This is a genomic window from Cohnella zeiphila, assembly GCF_014212055.1.
GTDB lineage: Bacteria > Bacillota > Bacilli > Paenibacillales > Paenibacillaceae > Cohnella > Cohnella zeiphila.
In genome coordinates this window covers 113,665-138,020 of sequence record NZ_JACJVO010000002.1, presented here as the reverse complement: position 1 = coordinate 138,020, position 24,356 = coordinate 113,665, and the positions used below count along the sequence as shown (strand labels likewise).

The 24,356-nt window shown below is 59.0% G+C and carries 24 protein-coding genes; 22 read left to right on the top strand and 2 right to left on the bottom strand.

What is annotated here, in order from left to right; all coding sequences use genetic code 11:
* Positions 1–175: 175 nt before the first annotated feature.
* The 21 genes from ftsA to H7C18_RS01780 all read left to right on the top strand — a co-directional run bounded on the left by ftsA (position 176) and on the right by H7C18_RS01780 (position 21,393).
* Positions 176–1,426 carry a cell division protein FtsA gene (gene ftsA / locus H7C18_RS01880; protein ID WP_185127313.1) on the top strand — a complete coding sequence of 417 codons (1,251 nt, stop codon included), beginning with the start codon at positions 176–178 and terminating at the stop codon, positions 1,424–1,426.
* Positions 1,427–1,476: 50 nt separating this feature from the next.
* On the top strand, positions 1,477–2,622 hold the full coding sequence (gene ftsZ / locus H7C18_RS01875; protein ID WP_185127312.1) for a cell division protein FtsZ: 1,146 nt from the start codon (positions 1,477–1,479) through the stop codon (positions 2,620–2,622).
* A gap of 524 nt (positions 2,623–3,146) precedes the next feature.
* On the top strand, positions 3,147–3,506 hold the full coding sequence (locus H7C18_RS01870; protein WP_185127311.1) for a GntR family transcriptional regulator: 360 nt from the start codon (positions 3,147–3,149) through the stop codon (positions 3,504–3,506).
* On the top strand, positions 3,503–4,402 hold the full coding sequence (locus H7C18_RS01865) for an ABC transporter ATP-binding protein (RefSeq protein ID WP_185127310.1): 900 nt from the start codon (positions 3,503–3,505) through the stop codon (positions 4,400–4,402). The genes H7C18_RS01870 and H7C18_RS01865 overlap by 4 nt, the downstream gene beginning before the upstream one ends.
* Before the next feature lie 70 nt (positions 4,403–4,472).
* Positions 4,473–5,090, top strand: coding sequence for a hypothetical protein (locus tag H7C18_RS01860; RefSeq protein WP_185127309.1), 618 nt, complete (start codon positions 4,473–4,475; stop codon positions 5,088–5,090).
* A 238-nt stretch (positions 5,091–5,328) separates the two neighbouring features.
* On the top strand, positions 5,329–6,297 hold the full coding sequence (gene spoIIGA / locus H7C18_RS01855; RefSeq protein ID WP_185127308.1) for a sigma-E processing peptidase SpoIIGA: 969 nt from the start codon (positions 5,329–5,331) through the stop codon (positions 6,295–6,297).
* Positions 6,298–6,312: 15 nt separating this feature from the next.
* Positions 6,313–7,035 (top strand): RNA polymerase sporulation sigma factor SigE, encoded by a 723-nt coding sequence (gene sigE, locus H7C18_RS01850; RefSeq protein WP_185127307.1) that lies wholly within the window; start codon positions 6,313–6,315, stop codon positions 7,033–7,035.
* A 63-nt stretch (positions 7,036–7,098) separates the two neighbouring features.
* Positions 7,099–7,881, top strand: a complete 783-nt coding sequence (sigG, locus tag H7C18_RS01845) for an RNA polymerase sporulation sigma factor SigG (protein WP_185127306.1) — start codon at positions 7,099–7,101, stop codon at positions 7,879–7,881.
* 630 nt (positions 7,882–8,511) lie between these two features.
* Positions 8,512–8,790 carry a PRC-barrel domain-containing protein gene (locus H7C18_RS01840; RefSeq protein ID WP_185127305.1) on the top strand — a complete coding sequence of 93 codons (279 nt, stop codon included), beginning with the start codon at positions 8,512–8,514 and terminating at the stop codon, positions 8,788–8,790.
* Between the two features lie 65 nt (positions 8,791–8,855).
* Positions 8,856–9,698, top strand: coding sequence for a peptidoglycan editing factor PgeF (gene pgeF, locus H7C18_RS01835; protein ID WP_185127304.1), 843 nt, complete (start codon positions 8,856–8,858; stop codon positions 9,696–9,698).
* A gap of 9 nt (positions 9,699–9,707) precedes the next feature.
* Entirely contained in the window at positions 9,708–10,400 is a 693-nt protein-coding gene (locus H7C18_RS01830; RefSeq protein WP_337912707.1) for a YggS family pyridoxal phosphate-dependent enzyme, read from the top strand.
* Between the two features lie 48 nt (positions 10,401–10,448).
* Positions 10,449–10,898: a cell division protein SepF gene (locus H7C18_RS01825; protein ID WP_185127303.1), complete on the top strand. Its 450-nt coding sequence runs from the start codon at positions 10,449–10,451 to the stop codon at positions 10,896–10,898.
* A 7-nt stretch (positions 10,899–10,905) separates the two neighbouring features.
* Positions 10,906–11,175, top strand: coding sequence for a YggT family protein (locus H7C18_RS01820; RefSeq protein ID WP_185127302.1), 270 nt, complete (start codon positions 10,906–10,908; stop codon positions 11,173–11,175).
* Between the two features lie 41 nt (positions 11,176–11,216).
* Positions 11,217–12,002, top strand: a complete 786-nt coding sequence (locus tag H7C18_RS01815) for a YlmH family RNA-binding protein (protein ID WP_185127301.1) — start codon at positions 11,217–11,219, stop codon at positions 12,000–12,002.
* Positions 12,003–12,084: 82 nt separating this feature from the next.
* A complete protein-coding gene (locus H7C18_RS01810) occupies positions 12,085–12,573 on the top strand; it encodes a DivIVA domain-containing protein (protein WP_185127300.1) in 489 nt (162 codons plus the stop codon).
* A 133-nt stretch (positions 12,574–12,706) separates the two neighbouring features.
* Complete coding sequence (locus tag H7C18_RS01805; RefSeq protein ID WP_185127299.1) at positions 12,707–14,224, top strand: extracellular solute-binding protein; 1,518 nt, start codon at positions 12,707–12,709, stop codon at positions 14,222–14,224.
* A 1-nt stretch (position 14,225) separates the two neighbouring features.
* Entirely contained in the window at positions 14,226–16,070 is a 1,845-nt protein-coding gene (locus H7C18_RS01800) for a sensor histidine kinase (protein WP_185127298.1), read from the top strand.
* Complete coding sequence (locus H7C18_RS01795) at positions 16,071–17,711, top strand: response regulator transcription factor (protein ID WP_185127297.1); 1,641 nt, start codon at positions 16,071–16,073, stop codon at positions 17,709–17,711. It begins immediately after the preceding gene.
* 188 nt (positions 17,712–17,899) lie between these two features.
* Positions 17,900–18,850 carry an ABC transporter permease gene (locus H7C18_RS01790; protein ID WP_185127296.1) on the top strand — a complete coding sequence of 317 codons (951 nt, stop codon included), beginning with the start codon at positions 17,900–17,902 and terminating at the stop codon, positions 18,848–18,850.
* A 27-nt stretch (positions 18,851–18,877) separates the two neighbouring features.
* Positions 18,878–19,804 (top strand): carbohydrate ABC transporter permease, encoded by a 927-nt coding sequence (locus H7C18_RS01785; RefSeq protein WP_185127446.1) that lies wholly within the window; start codon positions 18,878–18,880, stop codon positions 19,802–19,804.
* 116 nt (positions 19,805–19,920) lie between these two features.
* Positions 19,921–21,393, top strand: coding sequence for an extracellular solute-binding protein (locus H7C18_RS01780; protein ID WP_185127295.1), 1,473 nt, complete (start codon positions 19,921–19,923; stop codon positions 21,391–21,393).
* Positions 21,394–21,494: 101 nt separating this feature from the next.
* Here H7C18_RS01780 and H7C18_RS01775 read toward each other — a convergent pair whose 3' ends face one another.
* Positions 21,495–22,388: a ketopantoate reductase family protein gene (locus H7C18_RS01775; RefSeq protein ID WP_185127294.1), complete on the bottom strand. Its 894-nt coding sequence runs from the start codon at positions 22,386–22,388 to the stop codon at positions 21,495–21,497.
* A 159-nt stretch (positions 22,389–22,547) separates the two neighbouring features.
* Here H7C18_RS01775 and H7C18_RS01770 point away from each other — a divergent pair, with 159 nt between their 5' ends.
* Positions 22,548–23,138 (top strand): TetR/AcrR family transcriptional regulator, encoded by a 591-nt coding sequence (locus tag H7C18_RS01770; protein WP_185127293.1) that lies wholly within the window; start codon positions 22,548–22,550, stop codon positions 23,136–23,138.
* 123 nt (positions 23,139–23,261) lie between these two features.
* On the opposite strand, the gene H7C18_RS01765 is transcribed toward H7C18_RS01770, so the two are convergent.
* Complete coding sequence (locus H7C18_RS01765; protein ID WP_185127292.1) at positions 23,262–24,323, bottom strand: Gfo/Idh/MocA family protein; 1,062 nt, start codon at positions 24,321–24,323, stop codon at positions 23,262–23,264.
* Positions 24,324–24,356: the final 33 nt, after the last annotated feature.

The following is a 24,356-nucleotide window of genomic DNA, read 5'->3' as shown; positions in this document are numbered from 1 at the left end:
TAAAATTTATTTTATTGGGCATCCGATTTTCCGCCTGGGAGGATCGCCCAAATCTAAATGAGAATCATGAAAATTTTTGTTGAAAAAAGAGGGAAAACCTCGAAGGCGTGGAATAAGTAGAGGAACCATCCCACACTCAGCCCTTTTTTCAACGATTAATTGGAGGTGCCACCGGTTGAGCAGCAACGACCTCATCGTCAGCCTGGATATCGGCACATCGAAGGTCCGGGTGATTATCGGGGAGATCAGCAATGGGGCCATCAACATTATAGGCGTCGGCTCCTCGGATTCCGAGGGCATTCGCAAAGGCGCCATTGTCGATATTGATCAGACCGTACAATCCATTCGCAATGCCGTCGACCACGCGGAGCGCATGGTCGGCATCACGATCGGCGAAGTTTACGTCGGCATCGCCGGCAACCATATCGCACTGCAAAGCAACCACGGCGTCGTCGCCGTTTCCAACGAGGATCGGGAGATCGGGGAAGAGGACATCGAGCGCGTGCTGCAAGCCGCCAAAGTCGTCGCGCTTCCGCCCGAACGGGAAATTATCGGACTGCTTCCGAAGCAGTTTCTGGTGGACGGGCTTACCGGCATTCAAGATCCGCGGGGGATGATCGGAGTTCGGCTCGAAGTCGAATGCACGATCATCACGGGAACGAAGGCCGCGGTACATAACTTGATGCGGTGCGTGGAGAAGGCGGGGCTCAAGATCGCCGGCGTCGTGCTCATGTCGCTCGCTTCGGGCATGATGGCGCTCACCAAGGACGAGAAGATGATGGGCACGGTGCTCGCCGACATCGGAGCGGGCGCGACGACGCTTGCGATCTTCGAAGGCGGCAGCTTGGCCGCCGTCTCGACGTTGCCGATCGGCGGCGATTACGTGACCAGCGATATTTGCTATGGGCTCAAGACGCAGACGGAGCATGCGGAGAAGATTAAGCTGAAATACGGCTGCGCCAGAACGGACGACGCGGCCGACGATCAGAGGTTCAAGGTGATGCGGGTCGGCAGCAACGTGGAGAAGGAATTCTCCCAATACGATCTGGCCGCCATCATCGAACCGCGCATGCAGGAGATTTTCCATATGATCCGTCAGGAAGTGAAGCGGCTCGGCTACATGGAGAAACTGAACGGATACGTGCTGACCGGCGGATCGGTGTCGATGCCGGGCGTGCTGCCGCTGGCTCAGAGCGAGCTGGAGGCAAGCGTTCGGATCGCCGTTCCCGACTTTATCGGCGTGAGGGACCCGTCCTTCAGCAGCGGAGTCGGCATGATCCAGTACGTGACCAAGTACGTTCGCACCCGGAGCGCGGCGCCGGCCAAGAAGGCGGCGAAGGCCAAGGCGGCGGCGGCTGCCGGTCCGGTCGAATCGAAGCCCGGCATTATGGAATGGGTCAAGAACTTATTCAAAGAATTCATATGAGCCGACGCTGACGAGGGAACAGGAAGCGATGCGAGGAGGAAGAGGGTATTATGTTGGAATTCGATTTTGAAATGGAACCGCTCGCGAAAATCAAAGTGATCGGCGTCGGTGGCGGCGGCAGCAACGCAGTAAACCGGATGATCGAGAACGGGGTCAAAGGCGTCGAGTTCATTACGGTGAACACGGACGCGCAGGCCCTTCATTTGACGAAATCGGAGCAGAAGCTTCAAATTGGGGACAAGCTGACCCGCGGACTGGGCGCCGGAGCGAATCCGGAAGTCGGCAAGAAAGCCGCCGAGGAATCGCGCGAAGGGATCATGAATTCGCTGCGCGGGGCGGACATGGTGTTCGTCACCGCCGGCATGGGCGGCGGCACCGGCACCGGCGCCGCTCCGGTCATCGCGGAGCTCGCGAAGGAATGCGGCGCGTTGACGGTAGGCGTCGTCACCCGCCCGTTCACGTTCGAGGGGCGCAAGCGCTCGTTGCAGGCCGAGCATGGCATCGAGGCATTGAAGGAAAAAGTCGATACGCTGATCGTCATTCCGAACGACCGTCTGCTGGAGATCGTCGATAAGAAGACGCCGATGATGGAAGCGTTCCGCGAAGCGGATAACGTGCTCAAGCAAGCCGTTCAAGGCATCTCGGACCTGATCGCGGTTCCGGGCCTGATCAACCTCGACTTCGCCGACGTGAAGACGATCATGACCGAACGCGGCTCCGCGCTGATGGGCATCGGCGTCGCTTCCGGCGAGAACCGCGCGATGGAGGCCGCCAAGAAGGCGATCATGAGCCCGCTGCTCGAGACGTCGATCGAAGGCGCGCGCGGCATTATCATGAATATTACCGGCGGCTCCAACCTGTCGCTGTTCGAAGTAAACGAAGCGGCCGAGATCGTCATCTCCGCTTCCGATCCCGAAGTGAACATGATCTTCGGGGCCAGCATCGACGACACGATGAAGGACGAGATCAAAGTAACGGTCATTGCGACGGGCTTCGAACACAAGCCGCAAACTCAGACCCGCCGCATGTCCGCGCCTACCCAGCCGGCCGCGGAACCGATGCAGCAGCAACAGCACGAAGCCCGGCCGTCCTCGAGCGGCAGCGGAAATCAGCTGCGTCCCTTCGGTTCGAGCAGCGGCTCTTCCGACCAACTCGATATTCCCGCTTTCCTGCGCAACCGTCCTCGCGACCGCTAAGCGTCCGGATTTCAACGTACCGTGCCATCTCGAGCCAGAGATTCGGCACGGTTTTTTTTGCGCTTTTTTTCTACGGTGGCATAATTAACGAGCACGATTCATCTCCATCACCTCGCCAATCCTCGAAAACGGTGCCATATTGTACCGCAAGCGCATCGGCTCGCCGCCGAAGTCCGGCGAATTAGCTCTCGATGCGATGATTTGCATCGTTATCACGCCAGCCGGAAGATAAGCCCTGTTAGGCACGCATGTCCCACAAACTTTGTTAGTAAATGGTGCCTTCGTTGTTTTTTTCTCCAACGCTGACGTCGCCTCCGGGCAGCATGCCTTGCACAGCGCAACGGACGTTCTGACGCTGAACGAGAGGCCAAGCAGGAAATGACTCGGAAAAGAAATAGGCCCATGCGCGCCGCGCATGGGTTTATTCTTTATTTTCAGAAGTCGATTGACGGCCAGCTTCATTGGTGATATGGTTAGTTACATAAGTAATTAACCAATTTGGTTAGACGAGGCGGTGAACCTATATGGACGACAGCCGGCCGATCTTTGTTCAGATCGCCGAGAAGATCGAGAACGACATCATCGACGGAACTTTGCCGGAAGAGACGCAAGTTCCCTCTACCAACCAATTTGCGGCGTTCTACCAGATCAATCCGGCGACGGCGGCGAAGGGCGTCAATGTGCTGGTGGACGATGGCATACTGTACAAGAAGAGGGGAATCGGAATGTTCATTAAGGAGGGAGCCCGGGCGGTGTTGATCGAGAAGCGCAAGGAGCAGTTTTACGAGCAATACGTCCTGTCGATGGTTCGGGAAGCCAAGAAGCTGGGCATCACGCAAGATCAATTGGCGGATATGATTCGGAGAGGGGAGAACAAGGAATGAGCGTTGTCGTCGAAACGAAAGGGCTGCGCAAAGCATACAAAGACACGGTGGCGGTGGACAATGTAAGCCTAAAGATCGCCGAGAACAAAATATACGGGCTTCTCGGACGGAACGGCGCGGGCAAGACGACGCTGATGCACCTGATGACCGCTCAGCAATTGCCTACCTCCGGCGAGCTTAAGGTCTTCGGGGAGAATCCATACGAGAACGAAAGGGTGCTGAAACGGACCTGCTTCATCAAAGAGAGCCAGAAGTATCCGGATACGTTCCGCGTGAAGGACGTGCTGGAGACGGCGGCGGACTTCTTCCCCGGATGGGATCGCGAATACGCCTATTCGCTTGCCGACGAATTCCGCCTTCCGCTTCGGCGCGGCATGAAGAAGCTGTCGAGAGGCATGCTCGCATCCGTCGGCATTATCGTCGGCATCGCCAGCCGCGCTCCGTTGACGATTTTCGACGAGCCGTACCTGGGCCTCGACGCCGTGGCGCGCAGTCTGTTCTACGACCGGCTGATGGAGGATTACACGGAGCATCCGCGCACGATCGTATTGTCCACGCACCTGATCGACGAGATCAGCAAGCTGCTGGAGCACGTCATCTTGATCGAAGGCGGAAAGCTGCTGCTGGACGAGGACGCCGACGCGCTGCGAGGCCGGGCGATCCGAGTCTCGGGCCCGGCCTTTAAGGTGAACGAGTTCGCGGAAGGACGCAAAACGGTCCACCGTCAAACGCTCGGCGGTCTCGTATCCGCAGTCGTCATTGGCGACGGGGACGGCGGCGATCGGGAACGGGCGCAGCGGCTCGGGCTTTCCTCCGAGACCGTCACGCTGCAGCAGTTGGTCGTTCATATGACGAACGCCTCGAATGCGAATCCGGAACGAAAGGCGGAGATCTAGGATGAATCGGACCGCAAGCGTTGTGCGCATGCACTGGAGAAATCGAGTATTCTGGATGGGTCTTCCAGGAATGATTATGGGAATCACGTTTGTCGTCAATCTCATCATCGGTTATTTCATCGGGCAAGATGAGCCCTATTATACGGGAGCGCTCTGCTCTATCTTCATCATGGTGGGAGTCACCGGGGTCATGATCGCGGCACAGACGTTCCCGTTCGCCATCGGATTCAGCATTAGGCGGCTAGACTTTTTTCTCGGAACGGCGGCGTTCGCGGTTCTCGTCAGCGTGGCGTTCGCGGCGGCGCTCGACATTTTGACTTATGTGGAACAACAATCGAACGGATGGGGAGTCCGGATGCATTATTTTCATCTCCCCTGGTTGTCCGACGGTTGGGCGATCTCGCGGTTTTGGGTGTTTCTCGTCGGCTTTCTTCACTTGTTCTTCGTCGGCTTCGTCTACGCCTCCGTGTACCGCCGCTTTGGCCGGCTCGGCGTCTTGAGTCTCTCGGCGGTCCTCTTCGTCGCGGGAAGCTTCGGAACTTTCCTGCTCACGTACTACGATCAATGGGGCGCGCTGTTGGACTTTTTCAAGCCTTTAACCTCGGTCGAGCTTTTCTCTTGGGCGGCGATACCTATTCCGCTGTATGCGGCCATCAGCTACGGACTGCTTCGCAAGTCCGTTGCCTAGAAAAACGAATGCCAGGCATTTCATTCCGAAAACCGTTGCGAACGCCCGATCCGAGGGCGCCTTCGCAACGGTTTTCGCTTATTCGTGGCGTGTCGCGGCACCGCGAGCTCGACAAAAAAACAGCGGCGTTTCCGGCAGGATTAGACAGACTCCGAACTTGAATCGGATTATACTTAAGGTCATCCATCCCGGCCTTGCTCCATACGGCGTTCCGGGGCGCAAAGGATGGCGATTTCGTATGGTCGTATATGTGGACCTGGTGTTTCTCACGAACCTGGCGATCGACGGGACGGTTCTCATGACGACGGCCAAAGCGCGCAAGCTGCAGCCCAAGCGCAGCCGCATCGCCCTGTCGGCGGGGCTGGGAGCCGCTTATGCGGCGGCGATGTTCCTGGCGGACGCGCCTTACTTGTACAGCTTCGCCGCCAAAGTGCTCGTCTCCGTCGCCATGGTCTTCTGCGCTTTTGGCTACGGCGGTCCGCTTCGATTCGTCCGCCTGTTTCTGACTTTTTACCTGGTGAATTTCGCCACGCTCGGAGGCGTGCTCGGCATCTCGTTCCTGCTCCGGCAATCGGGTACGCCGTGGGCGGACATGTCCGTCACTTCCGGCGGCGGCGTGGCGCTTGAATGGCAGATGCAGCTCGGCTTGTTCGCGGCAGCGTTCGGCCTCTCGGTGTGGCTGTTCCGGGGCGCTTCCGCCAGCGCGGAGCGGACCCGGAGGCTGGACGCTTTCGTCGTGAACGTAACGGTGACGGTAGGAGAAGACAGCTGGAGCTGCCGCGGACTGGTCGATACGGGCAACCGGCTGTACGACCCGCTGACCCGGATTCCGGTCATGATGATGGAGGCGTCGGTGTGGCGGGAGCGCCTACCCGCGGGCTGGACCGAACGGCTGCGCGGAGAAGCGGCGGACCGGCTCGTCGCCGAGCTGGACGGCGCGGCGGGCGAACCGTACGCCTGGGGAGACCGGCTGCGGCTCGTTCCTTACCGCGGAATGGGCACCGACACGCGGCTGATGCTCGCGATCAAGCCCGATTCCGTGACGATCGGCCGAGAGGGCGAGCCCCCCCGGTCTTATCAGCGGGTTCTGATCGGCATGGACGGCGGCAAGCTGTCGCCCGACGGAACGTATCAGGCCATCGTGCATCCCGATCTTGGACTCGGCTTCGACGCGGAGCCGCTAAAGTCCTCATCCCGACCAGCATGACAGGAGGTTGACGAAGTGCTCGTAAAATGGAAGCTGATGTCCCAACTGACGCTCTATCGCCTGTTGTTCCGGTTAGGATGGAAGAGCGAGGAAGTGTACTACATCGGGGGCAGCGAAGCGTTGCCGCCTCCGCTGACGCGCGAGGAAGAAGAATATTTGCTCGAGCGGCTGCCGTCCGGAGACGCGGCCATCCGCGCGATGCTGATCGAGCGGAACCTTCGCCTCGTCGTCTACATCGCCCGCAAGTTCGAGAACACCGGCATCCACATCGAGGATTTGGTGTCGATCGGAGCGATCGGGCTGATCAAGGCGGTCAATACGTTCGATCCGGAGAAAAAAATCAAGCTGGCCACCTACGCCTCCCGCTGTATCGAGAACGAGATCCTGATGTATCTTCGCCGCAACAGCAAGACGCGGACCGAGGTATCGTTCGACGAACCGCTCAACATCGATTGGGACGGCAACGAGCTGCTCCTGTCGGATGTGCTCGGCACCGAGAACGATACGATCTATCGCAACATCGAGGAGCAGGTGGACCGCAAACTGCTGCACAAGGCGCTCGACAAGCTGACCGAGCGGGAGCGGACGATCATGGAGCTGCGCTTCGGCCTGGCGGACGGCGAGGAGAAGACGCAGAAGGACGTCGCGGATCTGCTCGGCATCTCCCAGTCGTACATTTCCCGGCTGGAAAAAAGAATCATCAAAAGGCTCCGCAAAGAATTCAACAAAATGGTCTGATCGAATAAAAAGCCCTCCCCCGGAGATACTTTACAATAACGCTGCTCCCCGGGAGGAATCGTCTTGACCCGCAACAAAGTGGAGATCTGTGGAGTGGACACCTCAAAGCTGCCTGTCCTCACCAACGCCGAAATGAGGGAACTGTTTCTCGCTCTGCAAACCCAAGGGGAACTGGAAGCGCGGGAGAAGCTGGTCAACGGCAACCTGCGCCTTGTGCTGAGCGTCATCCAGCGGTTCAACAACCGCGGGGAATTCGTCGACGACCTGTTCCAGGTCGGCTGTATCGGACTTATGAAAGCCATCGACAACTTCGATTTAAGCCAGAACGTCCGGTTCTCCACCTATGCGGTGCCGATGATCATCGGCGAAATCCGCCGCTACCTGCGCGACAACAACCCGATCCGCGTATCCCGCAGCCTTCGCGACATCGCCTACAAAGCGCTGCAGATCCGGGACCAGCTGACCAACCAGCATTCGCGCGAACCGACGATTCTGGAAATATCCGAGGCGCTGAACGTGCCGAAGGAGGACATCGTGTTCGCGCTGGACGCGATCCAGGATCCGGTCTCGCTGTTCGAGCCGATCTACCATGACGGCGGAGATCCGATCTACGTCATGGACCAGATCAGCGACGAGCGCAACAAGGACATTCAATGGATCGAAGAAATCGCTCTCCGCGAAGCGATGAGAAAGCTGAACGAGCGCGAAAAAATGATTCTGTCGATGCGGTTTTTCGAAGGCAAGACGCAAATGGAAGTGGCCGACGAGATCGGCATCTCCCAGGCGCAGGTGTCCCGGCTCGAGAAATCGGCCATCCAGCAGATGCAGAAGCATGTCAAAACGTGAACAAACCCAAGTCCTCCGGATTCCGTCCGGGGGACTTCGTTAATATTAAAGAAAGTATAAAAGCTTCCCAAGTGGCTATTGCAGTCCCATGGCGGCTGAAAGGATGCCGATAGCCGATAAAATCGGCTAACGTGGCGTCGGGGCAGGCCGAAAGGATGCCGATAGCCGAAAAAATCGGCTAACGTGGCCTTTGGGCAGACCAAACGGATGCCGATAGCCGACAAAATCGGCTAACGTAGCCTTTGGCAGACCGACTCTCCGTTACACGTTCAGCCCGCTGCCCGATACGGATACGGCCAGCACATTCGTGTATTCTTCCATGGCCCGTAAAGTACCTAAAAAAGCTTCGAAGCTAAGCCCCACTTGGGGTTATTTTGTTTTCCAGGGGGGCTCCCCCAAAAGTACTCGGAATAAGCTACGAAGCAACGCGTCACTTTTGGGGGATTGTTTTCGGGGGCTCCCCCAAAAGTACTCGGAATAAGCTACGAAGCAACGCGTCACTTTTGGGGGACCGGTTTATCGGACATTTTCCCGGATAGGCACATATAATGAATTAGACGAGACGGACGCCTATGACGGGACGCCCGGAGCGGACCGGACGACGCAGGGGAAAGGCGGGATCAAGGGTCCATGAAAATATCCGATTTCCAGACCAAGGACGTCATCAACATCGTCGACGGCAAAAAGCTGGGCCAAGTGAGCGACCTGGAGCTCGATCTGCGTCAGGGAAGAATCGATTCGATCGTCGTGCCGACCGCCACCCGTTTTTTCGGGATGTTCGGCGGCGGGGGAAGCGACGTCGTCATTCCCTGGCGGAACATCGTCAAGATCGGCGCCGACGTCGTGCTCGTCCGGCTGGACGACGCGAAGTCCTACCGCCTGGAGGAGAACGAGGGAATCGGGCGGTGACGTCCGGTTCCTTCTCTATTCCGTCGGCGTCGGCGCTATGATACACTGGGGGCGGAGGTGTGAGCATGGAACCGTTTAAGCCGAAGGAGCATCCGGCGGGAGGAGCGCGCCTGCTTCATCTGGAGCGATGGGAGGCGCAAGGCGGCGTGACGGCCGGCTTCTCGACCCGGCACGGAGGCGTGAGCGCCGCTCCGCTGGACACGCTGAACACGGCGCTGCACGTCGGCGACGAGGCGCAGGCGGTGCTTGCGAACCGGGATCGGGTCGCCGGTACGTTGGGCTGGGACGTAGCGGCGTGGACTTGCGCCGAACAGGTGCACGGCAACCGCGTTCACGTCGTGACCGCGGCCGACAGGGGCCGGGGTCGGCTGGACCGCGCTTCCGCCGTACAGGGGACGGATGCGCTGATCACGAACGAGCCGGACGTGCTGCTGGTCATGTATTTCGCGGACTGCGTTCCGCTTTATTTTCTCGATCCGGAGACCGGCGCGCTGGGACTCGCCCATGCCGGCTGGAAGGGGACGGTGGCGGACGTCGCGGGAGAGACCGTGCGGGCCATGGAGCGGACGTTCGGGACGAAGCCGGCCGATCTGCTCGCCGCGATCGGTCCGTCCATCGGGGTCTGCTGCTACGAGGTCGACGAGGCGGTGCTGCGGCATGTGCGGCCCTTGGCGGAGCGTGCGGAAACGGAGGACGGGACGTTCTTTACGCCCGTCGAAAATGGGCGCGCCAAGCTGAACTTGAAAGAAATCAACCGACACCTTATGATAAAAGCAGGAATTTTGCCGAGCCGCATCGAATTGACAACATGGTGCACCGGATGCCGCACCGATCTTTTTTTCTCCCATCGCATGGAGAACGGCGCGACCGGCCGGATGATGAGCTGGCTCGGGAGGAAGAGAGGGTGAACGGCCAAGGTGTCGATACAGGAACGCATGCGGGATGTGGAGCGCAGAATCGTTGAAGCATGCGAGAGAAGCGGCAGATCGCCCGGCGGCGTGAACGTGCTGGCGGTGACCAAGTACGTCTCCGCGGCCGCCGCCGCGAACGCCGTCGCGCACGGCGTTCGGCACATCGGCGAGAACCGCTGGCCCGATTCGGAGGAGAAGTGGCGTCTGCTGCATGGACAAGCGGTCTTCCACTTCATCGGGTCGCTTCAGACCCGCAAAGTCAAAGACGTCGTCGGCCGCTTCGACTATATTCATTCGCTGGATCGCCTGCCGCTCGCGGAAGAGATTCAGAAGCGGGCCGAGGCCCTGGATCTGACCGTATCCTGCTTTATCCAGGTGAACGTATCGGGCGAGAGTTCGAAGCACGGCCTCGCGCCGGAGGAGCTGCCCGGCTTCGCCGCCGCGCTGCGGGGAATGGACCGGATTCGTCCGGTCGGGCTGATGACGATGGCCCCGCTCGCCGCCGTTCCCGAGGATGCGCGGCCGGTATTCCGCCGGCTCAGGCAATGGAGGGACGAGCTCAACGAGAGCGGAGCGTTTCGCGAGCCGATCCGCGAGCTGTCGATGGGGATGTCCGGCGACTTCGAAGTCGCCGTAGAAGAAGGGGCCACGTGGGTCCGTTTGGGAAGCGTGCTGATCGGGAAAGAAGAAGATATCTGATTCCGGCGGAGGACGGCTCGAATCGGCTAACTTAAGGAGGCGAACTTTATGAGCGTCGTCAACAAATTTTTGAATTATTTGGGCTTGCAGGACGAAGAAGCGGCGGCGGAACCGGAGAAAATGGGAGTGGAGGACGAACCGGAAGTTGAAACTTCCGCGTTCGAATCCCGTAAACCATCAGGGAAGAGCAACGTGGTCAGCATCCATTCCCAGAAGAGCACCCGCGTCGTGCTCGTGGAGCCGCGCACGTATGACGAGGCGCAGGAAATCGCCGACCACCTGAAGTCGCGCCGTTCCGTCATCGTCAATTTGCAGCGGATCAGACGCGAACAGGCCCTCCGGGTCGTCGATTTTCTGAGCGGGACGGTTTATGCCCTTGGGGGGCATATTTCCAAAGTCGGCCCGAACATTTTCCTTTGCACCCCGGATTCCGTGGAAATCTCGGGGACGATCTCGGAGATGATGGCGGAGGAAACCGAATATCACAGAATGAGGTGACCTCGGATTGGACGTAGTGGAGAGCTATATTGGGATCCTTTACAACATCTATTTTTACATGATCCTGATTTACGTGTTGATGTCATGGGTGCCTTCCGTGCGGGAGAGCTTCGTCGGACAGCTGCTGGGCAAGCTGGTTGAGCCTTACTTGTCCATCTTCCGGCGATTTATCCCGGCGATCGGGGGCGTTCTGGACATCTCGCCGATCGTGGCGCTGATCGCGCTGCGGTTCATCGTGCTGGGAATCGACGCGGTTCTGTCGATGTTCTTCGGATAAGACAGACCGCCGTATTACCGTTCGAAAGGAATCGATGAAGAATGCCGCAACAGGATCTTTACGCGCATTTCCATCCTGACGAGCGAGCGTTTGTCGACCGCGCCTGGGAGTGGGTTCAGCGGGCCGCCGAGTATCACGAAGTTCGGCGCACCGACTTTCTGGACCCGCGCCAGGCGCATATTTTGTTTACGCTCGCCAATCGCCATCCGGACGTCGCTCTGCGGCTGGATGGCGGAAGCCCGGACGCCGAGCGCCGCCGCTCGCTGGTCGCGCCCGATTATCGCCCGCTGGAGCACGAGCCGATCGGCATCGCGGTGCTCTCCGTCGCTTCGGACGACCGCCGGATCGGCGAGCTGGACCACGGAGACTACCTCGGCGCGCTGCTTGGGCTCGGCATCAAGCGGGAGAAGATCGGCGACCTCCACGTCCGGGAGGACGGCTGCCACGCGCTGATCGCGGAGGAGATCGGGGATTTCCTCCGGACGCATCTGCGGCAAGTCCACCGCGCGGAAGTGAGCACGGAAGTGCTCCCGCTTGACCGCTTGCGGGAAGTGAAGACGGAATTGGAGGAGTCTGTAATCTCCGTCGCCTCGATGCGGCTCGACGGCGTCGCCAGCGACGCCTTTCGGCTCAGCCGCTCGAAGATCGTCGATCCGATCCGGTCCGGCCGCTGCCGCGTCAACTGGAAGACGGTCGAGGATCCGTCTTACGCGCTGCGGGAAGGCGACGTCGTCTCCCTCAAAGGGTTCGGGCGCTTCAAGGTGCTCGCCGCGGAGGGCGTGTCCAAAAGCGGCCGAAATCGCGTACGAATCGGCAAATTTGTGTAAGGGTCCGGGAGGAATTTGCCGTCTTCCGTCGAATTCAAGGGAGAGAACGGAGCCGGACCATGAGCACAGGAGGTACTTCGCAATGCCACTTACTCCACTCGATATTCATAACAAGGAATTTTCCAAGCGACTGCGCGGTTATGACGAGGACGAGGTCAATGAATTTCTAGATCAGATCATTAAAGATTACGAGTCGCTGATCCGCGAGAACAAAGATTTGCAGGCTCAGCTCTCGGTGCATCAGGAGAAGCTCGGGCATTTCGCCAACATCGAGGAGACGCTCAGCAAGACGATCATCGTGGCGCAGGAAGCCGCGGACGAGCTGAAGAACAACGCCAAGAAGGAAGCTCAGCTCATCGTGAAGGAAGCGGAGAAGAATGCCGACCGCATCGTCAACGACTCGCTCGTCAAGTCGCGCAAGGTGGCGATGGAGGTCGAAGAGCTGAAAAAGCAAGCGGCCATCTACCGCGCCCGCTTCCGCGCGCTCGTCGAGACCCAGCTCGACCTGCTCAGCCAAGACGGCTGGGAATCGCTCGAATCGAACGAAGCCCGCGTCCGCGAGCTGGAGTAGCGTTCCGCCGCCATGTATGCGGTCGCCATCATGATTTGTCGGCACGGCTGCGATTAAGCCGCCCCGCAGGCTTCGGCCTGGGGGCGGTTTTTTGCCACTATTGCCATCCTTCAGAGGGAGGAGAATGCCGGGTATGCAAGGTAAGCGGAGACGAAGCCTCTTGGCCATCCCGCTCTCAGGCGCACTGCTGTTGGCCGCCTGCAGCGATTCGCAGCCCGCGTCCGATACCGGCGCCCGGTCCGCAAGCGGCCGCACGGACGTATCGGCCGTCTTGTACGGCATGGATCTCGCTTTTCCCGACGGCCTGGACGAGAACCACAATCCGTACCTGGATTTTATCGAGCAGGCAACCGGACTGGACGTCGACGTCCTGCTCCCTCCGGAAGATGCGTACGAGGAGAAGCTGAACGTCATCATGGCGTCGGGGAATGCGCCGGATTTGATCAATGCCGTCAGCGGCGTGTGGGTGGACAATTACGCCAGGCGAGGCGATCTGCTGCCGCTGGACGATTGGCTCCGGCAGTACGGCAAGCACCTGCTGGCCAACATCCCGGAAGAGCTGTGGGATCGCGTCCGTTACGACGGCCGCATCTATGCGGTTCCTAGCTTGTCCGAGACAGACGGGACCGAGCTGATGTATGCGCGCAAGGATTGGCTGGACCGGCTGGGACTTGCGCCGCCCCGGACGCTGGAGCAATATTACGAGGCGATCAAGGCGTTCGCGAAGGACGACCCCGACGGCAATGGCATCGATGACACGTACGGGCTGATTCTGACGGAACATCTGGGACGGTCGAGTCCGTTCTTCGGCGCTTTCGGCACGCAGCTCGACCAGTGGCTCGAACGCGACGGCAAACTGGTATACGGCAACGTTCTCCCGGAGACGAAGAATGCGCTTGAATTTTTGCGGCGCCTGTACTCGGAAGGGCTGATGGATCCGCAGTATCCGCTGAACGAGACGGCCACCTTGGCGGACAAGGTCCGATCGGGCAAAGTCGGGCTCTATTCGGCGACCTGGTACGATACGAGAGGAGCGATCAAGGACAGCATGGACCACCATCCGGGGGAGGAGTGGATCGCGCTGGATGATCCGGTCGGACCGGACGGCCTGCAAGGCGTCTACGGCAACAACCCGATCCGCTCCTACAACGTCGTGCCCAAAGGGAGCGCCAATCCCGCGGGAGCGATCCGGATGCTTGATTTTATCGCCGGCGAAGGCTACAAAACGTTAAAGCTCGGCTTCGAGAACGACGTCTGGACGATGAAGGACGGGGTCATGGCGACGGACTTTGCGAAGCATAACCAGCAGCAATATCGCGGCATCTACCAATCGCTGGCGGACTTCGACAATCCGGCGCTGAACGCCCGGCGGCTCGACTCGCTCGGTCCGTTCCATCTGAACGACAACCTGAAGCGGATCGACGAGCATCTGATGCCGGATGCGTTCACCGGCGCGCCGACGCCGTCGATGAGCCAGTACGGAGCCAAGCTGAAAGATTTGCAGGACGTGTTCGACCGGATCGTCATGGGGCTCGTACCCTTGGAGGCGTTCGACGATTATGCCGCGCAGTGGTATGCGAACGGAGGAGCGGAGATAACCCGGGAAGTCAACGATTGGTATCGCCAGTCCAAGCAAGGGACGGAGAATTGATATGAGGATCGGACCGACCGGCGTGCGCCGGATGTTCTCGCAGAACATCCAATTCCGTCTTACGTGCTATTTTCTCATCCTGCTGCTGCCGCTCACGGGCGTCGGCATGTACGCGGTCGAGCAGTCCAAACACGTCCTGTACGACCAGGCGGTCGAACGGTCGCAGCTGGCGCTCTCCTCCACGATGGACAGCCTGGATTTGACGCTGCTGAACGTGGAGCAGTTGTCGACCATTATCGCTACCGACCCGAACGTCATCTCCTTGCTGGAAGGCAGCGGCGCCAAGCTGACCTCGAAGTCGATCCTCGACTTCGCCCAGATTCTTAAACAGATGTCCAACATCAAGCTGAGCAACCAGTTCGTTCAGAAAATATCGATCTACCACGAGGCGTCCAACACGCTATTGACGACAGGCTACGGTTCGCGGCAGCCGGAGGCGGAGGAGCGGCAGTGGCTGACGGACACGATCAACCGCATCGGATCGGGCATTTTATACGAATCCGGCCGCATCGGAACGAGGGGGGGCGATTCGGGCGCCCAATCGATCTTTAACGACAGGCTCTCGCTCGTTCGGTCGATGGATTTGTACAATCAGCGCAGGCAGCCCAATGCGCTTATCATCTCGCTGGATCAGTCGGAGCTGCGGTCGACGGTCAAGTCGCTGCTGCCGACGGCGAACGCGTACGTGTCGCTGTACGGGCAGGACGGGAGCCTCATCGTCGGAGAAGGCAGCGCCGAGACGGCAAAGGCCGCCGAGCGGGGCGGTTCGGAGCTGCTGTCCGTCACGATCCGCTCCAATTATTCGAATTGGCAGATGACGATCGTGCAGCCGAAGCACGAGGTGTTCCGGCGGACCGAATCGATTCAAAGGTACTTGTACCTGATCGCCGGCCTTAGCATCGTGCTGGCCTTCATCATCTCCTGGACGGTGTACAAAGGAATCGCCTCCCCGGTCAAGAAGCTCATGAAGGGGATGAAGCAGATCAGCGCCGGCATGCTCGACGTGAAAATCGATTACAAACGGAAGGACGAGCTCGGCTTCCTGACCGAGACGTTCAACCAGATGACGCTCAACCAGAAGCACCTGATCGAGAACCACTACGAGCAGCAGCTTCATCTGGCCCAGACCGAGCTGAAGTTTCTGCAGTCTCAGATCAATCCGCATTTTCTGTACAATACGCTCGACTCGATCTACTGGACGTCGCAAAATTACGAGGCGGAAGAGATCGGGGAAATGGTGCTCAACCTGTCGAAGTTCTTCCGGCTGAGCCTTAACAAAGGCAATGACGTCATCACGGTGCGGGAGAGCATCGAGCATCTGAACTACTACGTGCGCATCCAGCAGCTCAAGTTCCTCGACAGCTTCGAGGTCGAATACCGGATCGGGCCGGAGGCGGCGGAGGTGCCGGTGCTGAAGCTGCTGCTGCAGCCGCTGGTGGAGAACGCGATTTTGCACGGCATGGAAGGCTGCAGCGAAGGAGGCCGGCTCGCGGTCGGCGGACGGGTGGACGGCGAGTTCCTGGAGCTGTCGGTCGCCGACAACGGCAGGGGGATGACGGCGGAGCGGATCGCCTACGTACAGGCCGAGCTGGGGGAATTGCGCCGCCGCCATATTCGGCTGCTGTCGCTCCAGCCGGAGGAGAAAAACGATCTGTTCGGCCTGCGCAATGTGATGACCCGGATTCGCCTCTGCTACGGCGAAGAAGCCGATCTGACCGTCGGCAGCCGGGAAGGCGAAGGGACGAAGGCCATCGTTCGGCTGCCGCTGGAGCGATGCCGTTACGACATTTACGCGCAAGCCTCCCTTGAATCGTCCGGTCTGAAGGGGAGAGAGGAGAAATCGTAGATGAATCTGATGATTGTGGAGGACGAAGCCCGGCTGCGGCAGTCGCTCGCCGGAGGCATTCCGTGGGAGGATCACGGCATCGAAGTCGTGGCGCTGGCGGCGAACGGGAAGGAGGCGCTGCAGCTGTTCGAGCGGAAGAAGCCGGACATCATTCTGCTCGACGTTCAGATGCCGGAGATGGACGGCTTGACGCTTGTCCGGTTGCTGAGAGAGAAGGACGCTTTCCTGAAAACGATCATTTTGAGCGGTCACGACAACTTCGCGTACGCGCAGCAGGCGATGGAGGCGGGCGTGACCCAATATCTGCTCAAGCCCGCCGGCGAGCGCGACATTCTGGAGGCGGTCGCCGGGGCGGCCCGGCAGCTCCGCCGGGAGCTGGACCGCCGCTATAACGAGGATTTGCTGCGGCAGAAGTGGGTCGATCACCTGCCGCAGCTGCAGGCGGCTTTCCTCGAGCGGCTGCTGCGAGGCTCGTTCCGGCCGGGCGAAGCCGAACGTCAAGGCGCCGAGTACGGGCTCAGGCTCCCGGCGGGCGCGCGTTACGCGGTCGCCGTCGTCGATACGGAGCCGGCCGAAGAGCCGCCAAGCGCGGATGCCGGCGGCGAAGCCGGCGCGGAGCGCGCGCGCCCGGTCGATCTCGCCCGCGCGCGGTTCTCCGTCTACCTGCTGGCGCAGTCGCTGCTGGCCGAAGCGGATTGCTGGCTGTGCCTGGACGGGCAGGGATATCTGGCGGCCATCTTCGCCGTTCCTCCGGAGAAGGACGCGCAGCAGGGTCTGCTGGGTCCTCAGGCGCTGGTGGATAAGCTGCTGAATCGGGCGCGGGAGGGCCTCGGCCTTGTCTGCAGCGCGGGGATCGGAGGCTCCGTGGGGACGTTAAGCGAGCTGAACGGGCTGTACGCCGAAGCGTGCCTTGCGCTGCAGGACCGCATCGTGTACGGGCCGGGGATCGCCATTCCGTACCGCGAGCCGGACTCGTGCGGCACGCCGGGCGCCGTCCCGCCTCCGATCAGCGGCGAGCAGGAGAAAGCTCTGGAGATCGCATTGGAGCTGGGCGATGCCGAAGCGGCGGTCCGGGCTCTGGACGAGATGTGGCGGAGCGGGATGGCAGGGGCCGAGACGGCCGACGAGATTATGGAGGGCGTTCTCTACATCGGCAGCCTGCTTGTCCGGTTCGTGCAGAAGCAGGGGCTTGCGGTCAAGGAAGTGCTGAAGATCAACTTCGCCTCGTTTCTGAGCCCGAACCAGCTGTCGACCCGGGACAAGATCCGCGCCTGGCTGGAAAGCAGCGTGGACGAGATCGCCTCGTATCAGGCCCGGCGCCGCAAATCGAGCCGCCATCAGTTCGTCGAGACGCTGCTCGTCATCGCGCAGGAGGAGATCGATCAAGAGGTGTCGCTTCATACGGCCGCGGAGCGACTGTACGTGAATCCGTCGTATTTGAGCCGCCTGTTCAAGCAGGAGATGGGGCAGACGTTCTCGGCTTACGTGCTGGAGCAGAAGATGGAGAAAGCCAAAGCCGCGCTCTCCGACGGAGCCAAAGTGTACGATGCCGCACGGATGGTCGGCTACCGCGACGTCAGCTATTTTACGAAAGTATTCCGCAAATATTGGGGCGTAACGCCGGGTGGAATGAAGCAATAACCGGCCATTCGGCGATTTCGTTCGGGCCCGGGACCGCAGCTTTTGCGGTTCCGGGCTTTTTCGGCCGCGCCTTCCTCCGATCCAACATCAAATTACCAAAAACGGTCATGAGCCTCCTCTACTAGGACAGCGCTTTCCCCTCTACACTTAAGCTACGGAATCGATCAAGACCAGCAAGGGGGAGAAGCATGACGGACAGGAATCCGAACTCAGCCATCGCGCCGCGGCCGAACAGACGGTCGGTCTGGAAGAACATCCGCGCCGACCGGGAACTCTATTTGCTCCTCTTGCCGGGCATTGCCGTGCTGCTTCTGTTCAAGTACACGCCGATGTACGGCATCCTTATCGCGTTCAAGGATTACAACATTTTCGACGGGATGGCGGGCAGCCCTTGGGTCGGGACGGAAAACTTCCGCAAGCTGTTTGAGTCCGACGACTTCCTGCTCGTGCTTCGCAACACGATCGAGATCAGCTTGCTTAAGCTCGTCTTCCTGTTCCCGCTGCCCATTATCGCCGCCATTCTGCTCCATGAATTGAGGCAGATGACCTACCGCAAAACCGTGCAAACCGTCATCTACCTTCCGCATTTCCTGTCATGGATCATCATCAGCGGCCTGTTCATCGACCTGCTCTCGATCAACGGGGGACTGGTCAACAAATTTCTGGGCCAATTCGGCATCGAGCCGATCCCTTTCTTCCTGAGCAACGACTACTTTCGCAGCGTGCTCGTCACGACGGCCGGCTGGAAGGAGACGGGCTGGAGCACGATCGTCTATCTCGCCGCTTTCTCCACCATCGATCCGGGCTTGTATGAAGCGGCGCGGATGGACGGAGCCGGGAGATGGAAGCAAATCTGGCACATTACGCTGCCGGGAATCTCGCCCATTATCGTGCTGATGCTCATTCTGCGGCTGGGCAGCATGTTCACGGGCGATACCGAACAGATTCTGGCGATGTACAACTCCACCGTCTACAAGTCGTCCGACATCATCGGCACCTACGTGTACCGGATGGGTCTGGGCAAGCAGGAATACAGCTTTACGACAGCCGTCGGCTTGTTCGAATCGGTCATCGGCTTCGTTCTGATCATCTCCGGCAACTACTTGAGCCGCAAATATTTGCGCCGGGGCATCTGGTGACGAAGGGGGCTAATCAACATGGATAGCATGACGGCACGGGTGCCGGCGACCGCGAAGACAAAGCGCCGGAGAAAAGGCATTCGCCGTTCGTTGCCCGAGAAAGTGTTCGACGTCTGCAATTATACGCTGTTCGCGCTGATCGGCCTTTCGACGCTGCTTCCGTTCGTCAACCTGCTCGCCAAGTCGCTCAGCAGCGAGGAAGCGGTCGTCGCCGGCCGGGTCAACCTGCTCCCGATCGATCTGCAGTTCGGAACGTACCGATATGTGCTCCAGGACGACGCGTTCTTGGGCGCGCTGCGCGTCTCGGTCCTGCTGACCTTGTTGGGGACGGCATGCAGCCTGCTGGTGACGGCGCTGACCGCCTACCCGCTGTCCAAGCCTCGCCTCGTCGGCCGAAAATGGCTGCTGCTTCTCTTCATCTTCACGATGCTGTTCAGCGGCGGCCTGATTCCGACCTACCTGCTCATGCACAATCTTCATCTCGTCAATACGCTGCCTGTCCTGTTCCTGCCCTCGATGATCAACGTGTTCAACATGCTGGTGATCAAAAATTACTACGAGGGGCTGCCCGACAGTCTGGAGGAATCGGCCAAGCTGGACGGGGCCGGGCATATCCGCATTCTGTTCTCCATCTATCTGCCGCTGTCGCTGCCGGTATTGGCGACCATTGCTCTGTTCTTCGCGGTCGCCTTCTGGAACGATTATTTCAACGCGATGATCTATATCTCCGATCCGGGTTTGAAGCCGCTGCAGCTGTTCTTGAAGGAGCTTCTGGTCTCCTCCAGCGATTTCCTGCGCAATGCGACCCTGAACCCCGACCAGGCGCTGAATACGGCTCCGCAGTCGATCCAGGCGGCTTCCATCCTGCTCGCGACGGTTCCGATTCTGATCGTGTACCCGTTCCTGCAAAAATATTTCGTCAAAGGAGTGCTTGTCGGTTCGGTGAAAGAATAGAGGAGCTTCAGGGATGACTCGTTGACGCTTGCGGGAGGTGATGTCGGCACGAATGCGGTTCGGCCATCGGCAATTCGCTTCAAACGGCGCAATCCATGAAAACGGAGGTTGAAGGCATGATCGGAAAAATAGCGGCAATTACTCTCGCAGGCGCGCTCACGCTCTCGCTTGCGGCCTGCAGCGGCAAATCGGACAAAGAGAGCTCCGGCTCCGGCAAGCCCGAGCTGAAGATGCTCATTCAGTACGGCCGTTTCGATCCGAACGAAGACTATACGGCCAAGGCGATCACGCGGCTGACCGGTTATCCGGTCAAGTATGACATGCTGCCCGCCGAGGAAGCGGACCAGAAGCTGAATCTGCTCGTCGCCAACAAGGAGCCTTACGACCTGATGAAGCTCAGCGCCCCGCAATTCTACAACCTGGCCAGCTCCGGAGCGCTCGAGCCGCTGGACGATCTGATCGACAAGAACGGCCCCAACATCAAGAATGCGATCTCGGACGCCTCATGGGAAAGCGCCAAGCTGGACGGCAAAATCTACGGCATCCCGGAGACCGGATCGGGCATCGCGGTCAGCGAGGAGCTGGTCGTGCGGCAGGATTGGCTGGATGAGCTGGGGCTCAAGATGCCGACCAACCCCGACGAGCTGTACACGGTGCTGAAGACGATCAAAGAGAAGAAGAACGTCATTCCGCTTACCGCGAGCAAGGACGCCGTAAGCTCGCTGCTCGGCGACATCGCGGCGGCGTTCGGCGTGACGACCGACTGGGTCGACCAGAACGGCACGCTCGTTCACCAGGTCGAGACGCCGCAGATGAAGGAATATTTGACTTATATGAATAAGCTGTACACGGAAGGGCTGCTGGATACGGAGCTGCCGCTGAACACGGCGGCCAAAATGATGGAGAAGTTCGCCAACGGGCAGGCGGCGATGTTCAAGCTGGCCTGGTACAACGCGCCGAGCGCGATCAACGCGCTGACGAAGGCCGATCCGAACGCGAAGGCGGCGCTCGTGCCGTTCCTGAAGGATAAGAGCGGCAAGGCGACCGTCTACGCGGTTACCGGAACCTCCTGGTATGCGGTCGTGCCGAAGTATGCGAAGCATAAGGAAGATGCCGTCAAGCTGCTGGACGCCAAGCTGTCGCCGGATATTTTCAAGGAGATGTCGATCGGCCAGGAGGGCGTCCACTACGAAGTGAAGGACGGCAAGTATTATCCGATTCTGCCCAAGTTCACCGACGATCTGAACAACGCAAGCAACTACATGACCGGCGTCGACGAGACCAAATATCCGGACTACTGGCAGGCCCGCGTGCGCAAGGATCCGACGCTGCAATCGTACTTCGAGCAGATGCAGGCGAATTCCGAAGGTCTGGTCGTGACCGACCCGATCGCGTTGGCGCCGCCGATCCCGCAGGTCGCGGAGAACAAGCTGAACCTGCTGCAGTTCCAGCTGGACGAGATGCTCAACTTCATTACCGGAACGGAGCCGCTGTCCGACTACGACAAATTCGTGGCCAAGTGGAAGGAGCAGGGTGGCGCCGACATGACCGCGGGCGCGAACGAGTGGTATAAGAGCTCCAAAAAATAAAAAGAGAAGCGAAGAGAGATTATAAAAAGGTTAGGCAGAAAAGCCGCCCCTAACGTCATGGACATGACTTGGGGGCGGCTTTGGCTTGCCGGCCGTCTATGTCATCGGCGAGCGGTCAGCTTTTGATGAAGCATCTTGTCCAGCAGCAGAATTTCCGCTTTTTGGTTAACGGCGTGCTTCCCCAGCTTTACGTCGATGATGAAGCTATCGCTCAGCATTTGACGGTATTTCGTCACAATATCTTGTTCGGGCAGTTCTCCCATTGATTTCGTTTCGGACGGGATGACCGGAATTCCGGCTTGCTCTACCAAGCGAAGATTTTGTTTGATATCCGCCGCGACCTTGCTTAGCGTATTTTCGCTTCTTGCCGTCTCCAAATCCGTCATGCCGTCATTCGTATAGAAATGCTTGTTGACCGCGGCGATCGCGGCATGCGAGACATGGAACGCTTGAATGTTATCTTGTATCTCGTAAGGCAAATCCGCCGTTTCGAGTATTCTTGCCAGCTCTTTCACTCTTTCGGTCGTTCGTCCGTTTATTTCGCCAAAAAAAGTTCCTTGATGTTTCTCGGAACCGAATCGGGCGTAAAGAACATCATCTTTGATGTCTCCGCCCGCGCCGGGGAATCCCGGGAGCAGCCGGTCGCCCACGATATCCAGCCAAGCGTCGTATCCGACGGTGTTGGTCAAGGTGACGATGGTTTCGCTCCGATTGTTCTTGATCGCCGTCAGGGCAGACTCGGCTTGGTCATACCGTACGGGAACAAAGACGAAATCGTAGATGTCGTCGTTTTCAAGCTTCTCGATCGTCCTGATCGGTATTTTCCTTATCGTTCCGTTATCGTTGTATTTCAGTCCGTTTTTGTTCAACGCCTCCAGCCTTTTTCCTCTTGCCAGCAAGGTGACGTCCAGTCCGTACTGCGCGAATCGGAGCGCGTATACGCTGCCGATCACGCCGGCGCCGAATATCAGCAGTCTATTTCGTTTGGCGTTCACGATGATCCTTCCTCTCGGCGAAATCGTCACGGTTTGTTTAAACAACAACCGTCGCATAAAATGATAGTGCCGCATTCTTATGGTTTCAACCGGCAGACGAAGCGAAAAGTCGCATAGACAACACTTCGCGTTATTTGATGCCTGGAAGGAGATCTCGATATGGCAAGTCAGGAAGATCCAAGGGTTTTGCGCACGCGGCAGTTAATAAAGGACGCGTTCGGAGATCTGTTGCAGAGGAAAGGATTCGACGCCATTACCATAAAAGATATCGCGCAGAGGGCTACCATTAACCGCGCAACCTTTTATGCGCATTTCGAAGATAAGTACGCTTTGCTTGAAGAAATTACGGAACAAGCTTTTCACGAGAGAATTCCCGAGCAAGCGGTGAACGCGAGCGAGTTCACAGATGAAGTATGCGACCAACTGATTTTGTTCGCACACCGTTACATCGTAGATTTTTATCGAATATGCAGAATGGATTCCAAATCGATTGGCGCTCTTGTCGACGACAAGATAAAGAAATTGCTGCAGCAAACCATCGAAGGTATATTTTTGAAAGGGAATGTCCTCTATACGGCAGACCGTCCTCATGCGAAGATCGTTTCGGCCATGACAGGCTCCGCGATCTATAGCGCCGCGCATGACTGGCTGACGGTCGGGGAAAACGATCGAACCGATCTGCTTCTAGATATGGTTCGTCCTTACGTCATGAACGGTCTGGGCCTGAATCGCAATGGCGAGGAATCATGAAACGCCCGGCGCTACTGTTTAAGAAGCCATGTCGTCGACCGTAAAGAAGGGGCTATCTCTTCGGTCATTGCGCGACCGTTGGAGACAACCCCTTTCAAGCTTGCGGCGTTCATTACCCTCGTCCTAGCCGAACGCGACTTCCTTGCCCAGCCGGCCCGACTCGTAGATGCCGCACAGAATCTTCATCATCTCGACGCCGTCCTCGACCGGGCTGAGCGTCTCTTTGGCGCCTTGGCAGACGGCGACGAAGTGATCGATCTCCGCTTGGAAGCCGGAGGCGAAGTCGAACGACAAATGGTTAATTTGGGGAACGGCGTTCAGCATCGTGTCATGCTTCTCCAGCACGAACGTGAGCTTCGGCTCGAGCTCGACGCCGCCCTTCGTGCCGTACAGCTTGACGGTCAGCTCGTCCTCCTTCGCGTGCAGGGAGAAGCTGACGTCGACGAGCAGCGAGGCGCCGTTCTCGAACCGGATCATGGCGTTCGCGAGATCCTCGACCGTATTCAGGTCGGGGCTGTAATCGGCCGCCTTGTAGCTGGCGAAGTTGCCGACGTTGGCGCGGTTGCCGAGCTTGCGGTACGCATTGCCGCTGACCGATTGGACCTTGGGACGTCCCATCAGGTACCAGCATAGATCGATGACATGCACGCCGACGTCGATCAGCGGACCGCCGCCGGAGCGCTCGACGTCGCCGAACCAGCCGCCGGGATTGCCGACGCGGCGGATGCAGGACGCTTTCGCGTAATAGACCTCGCCCAGTTCGCCGGCCTCCAGGAACGAACGGACGATGCCGGTGTTCGAGCCGTAGCGGCGGACGAAGCCGACCTGCAGCTGCTTGCCCGAGCGGCGAACGGCCGCTTCGATCTCGTGCGCTTCCTCGACCGTTTTGCACAGCGGCTTCTCCACCAGCACGTGCTTGCCGGCTTCCAGCGCCGCGATGCCAAGCAGCGCATGGGTATTGTTCCAGGTGCAGACGCTGATCGCGTGGACGTCGGGATTGCTGAGCAGCTCGCGATAGTCGGTGTAGACGTTCGGGACGCCGTATTTCTCCGCTTTGGCGCGGGCGCGTTCTTCGTTGAGATCGCATACGGCGACGATCTTCGCGTCGGGATTGTTCTGGTACGATTTGAGGTGCATCTCGGAGATCGTTCCGAGCCCGATGATGCCGATGCCGACTTGACTCATTTTTATCCCTCTCCTTAATCGGAATTCATGGAA

Coding starts and splice junctions, on each gene's coding strand:
- ftsZ (WP_185127312.1), top strand. CDS start 1,477: ATGTTGGAATTCGATTTTGAAATGGAACCGCTCGCGAAAATCAAAGTG.
- H7C18_RS01870 (WP_185127311.1), top strand. CDS start 3,147: ATGGACGACAGCCGGCCGATCTTTGTTCAGATCGCCGAGAAGATCGAG.
- H7C18_RS01865 (WP_185127310.1), top strand. CDS start 3,503: ATGAGCGTTGTCGTCGAAACGAAAGGGCTGCGCAAAGCATACAAAGAC.
- H7C18_RS01860 (WP_185127309.1), top strand. CDS start 4,473: ATGATTATGGGAATCACGTTTGTCGTCAATCTCATCATCGGTTATTTC.
- spoIIGA (WP_185127308.1), top strand. CDS start 5,329: ATGGTCGTATATGTGGACCTGGTGTTTCTCACGAACCTGGCGATCGAC.
- H7C18_RS01840 (WP_185127305.1), top strand. CDS start 8,512: ATGAAAATATCCGATTTCCAGACCAAGGACGTCATCAACATCGTCGAC.
- pgeF (WP_185127304.1), top strand. CDS start 8,856: ATGGAACCGTTTAAGCCGAAGGAGCATCCGGCGGGAGGAGCGCGCCTG.
- H7C18_RS01825 (WP_185127303.1), top strand. CDS start 10,449: ATGAGCGTCGTCAACAAATTTTTGAATTATTTGGGCTTGCAGGACGAA.
- H7C18_RS01815 (WP_185127301.1), top strand. CDS start 11,217: ATGCCGCAACAGGATCTTTACGCGCATTTCCATCCTGACGAGCGAGCG.
- H7C18_RS01810 (WP_185127300.1), top strand. CDS start 12,085: ATGCCACTTACTCCACTCGATATTCATAACAAGGAATTTTCCAAGCGA.
- H7C18_RS01805 (WP_185127299.1), top strand. CDS start 12,707: ATGCAAGGTAAGCGGAGACGAAGCCTCTTGGCCATCCCGCTCTCAGGC.
- H7C18_RS01800 (WP_185127298.1), top strand. CDS start 14,226: ATGAGGATCGGACCGACCGGCGTGCGCCGGATGTTCTCGCAGAACATC.
- H7C18_RS01795 (WP_185127297.1), top strand. CDS start 16,071: ATGAATCTGATGATTGTGGAGGACGAAGCCCGGCTGCGGCAGTCGCTC.
- H7C18_RS01790 (WP_185127296.1), top strand. CDS start 17,900: ATGACGGACAGGAATCCGAACTCAGCCATCGCGCCGCGGCCGAACAGA.
- H7C18_RS01785 (WP_185127446.1), top strand. CDS start 18,878: ATGACGGCACGGGTGCCGGCGACCGCGAAGACAAAGCGCCGGAGAAAA.
- H7C18_RS01780 (WP_185127295.1), top strand. CDS start 19,921: ATGATCGGAAAAATAGCGGCAATTACTCTCGCAGGCGCGCTCACGCTC.
- H7C18_RS01770 (WP_185127293.1), top strand. CDS start 22,548: ATGGCAAGTCAGGAAGATCCAAGGGTTTTGCGCACGCGGCAGTTAATA.
- H7C18_RS01765 (WP_185127292.1), bottom strand. CDS start 24,323: ATGAGTCAAGTCGGCATCGGCATCATCGGGCTCGGAACGATCTCCGAG.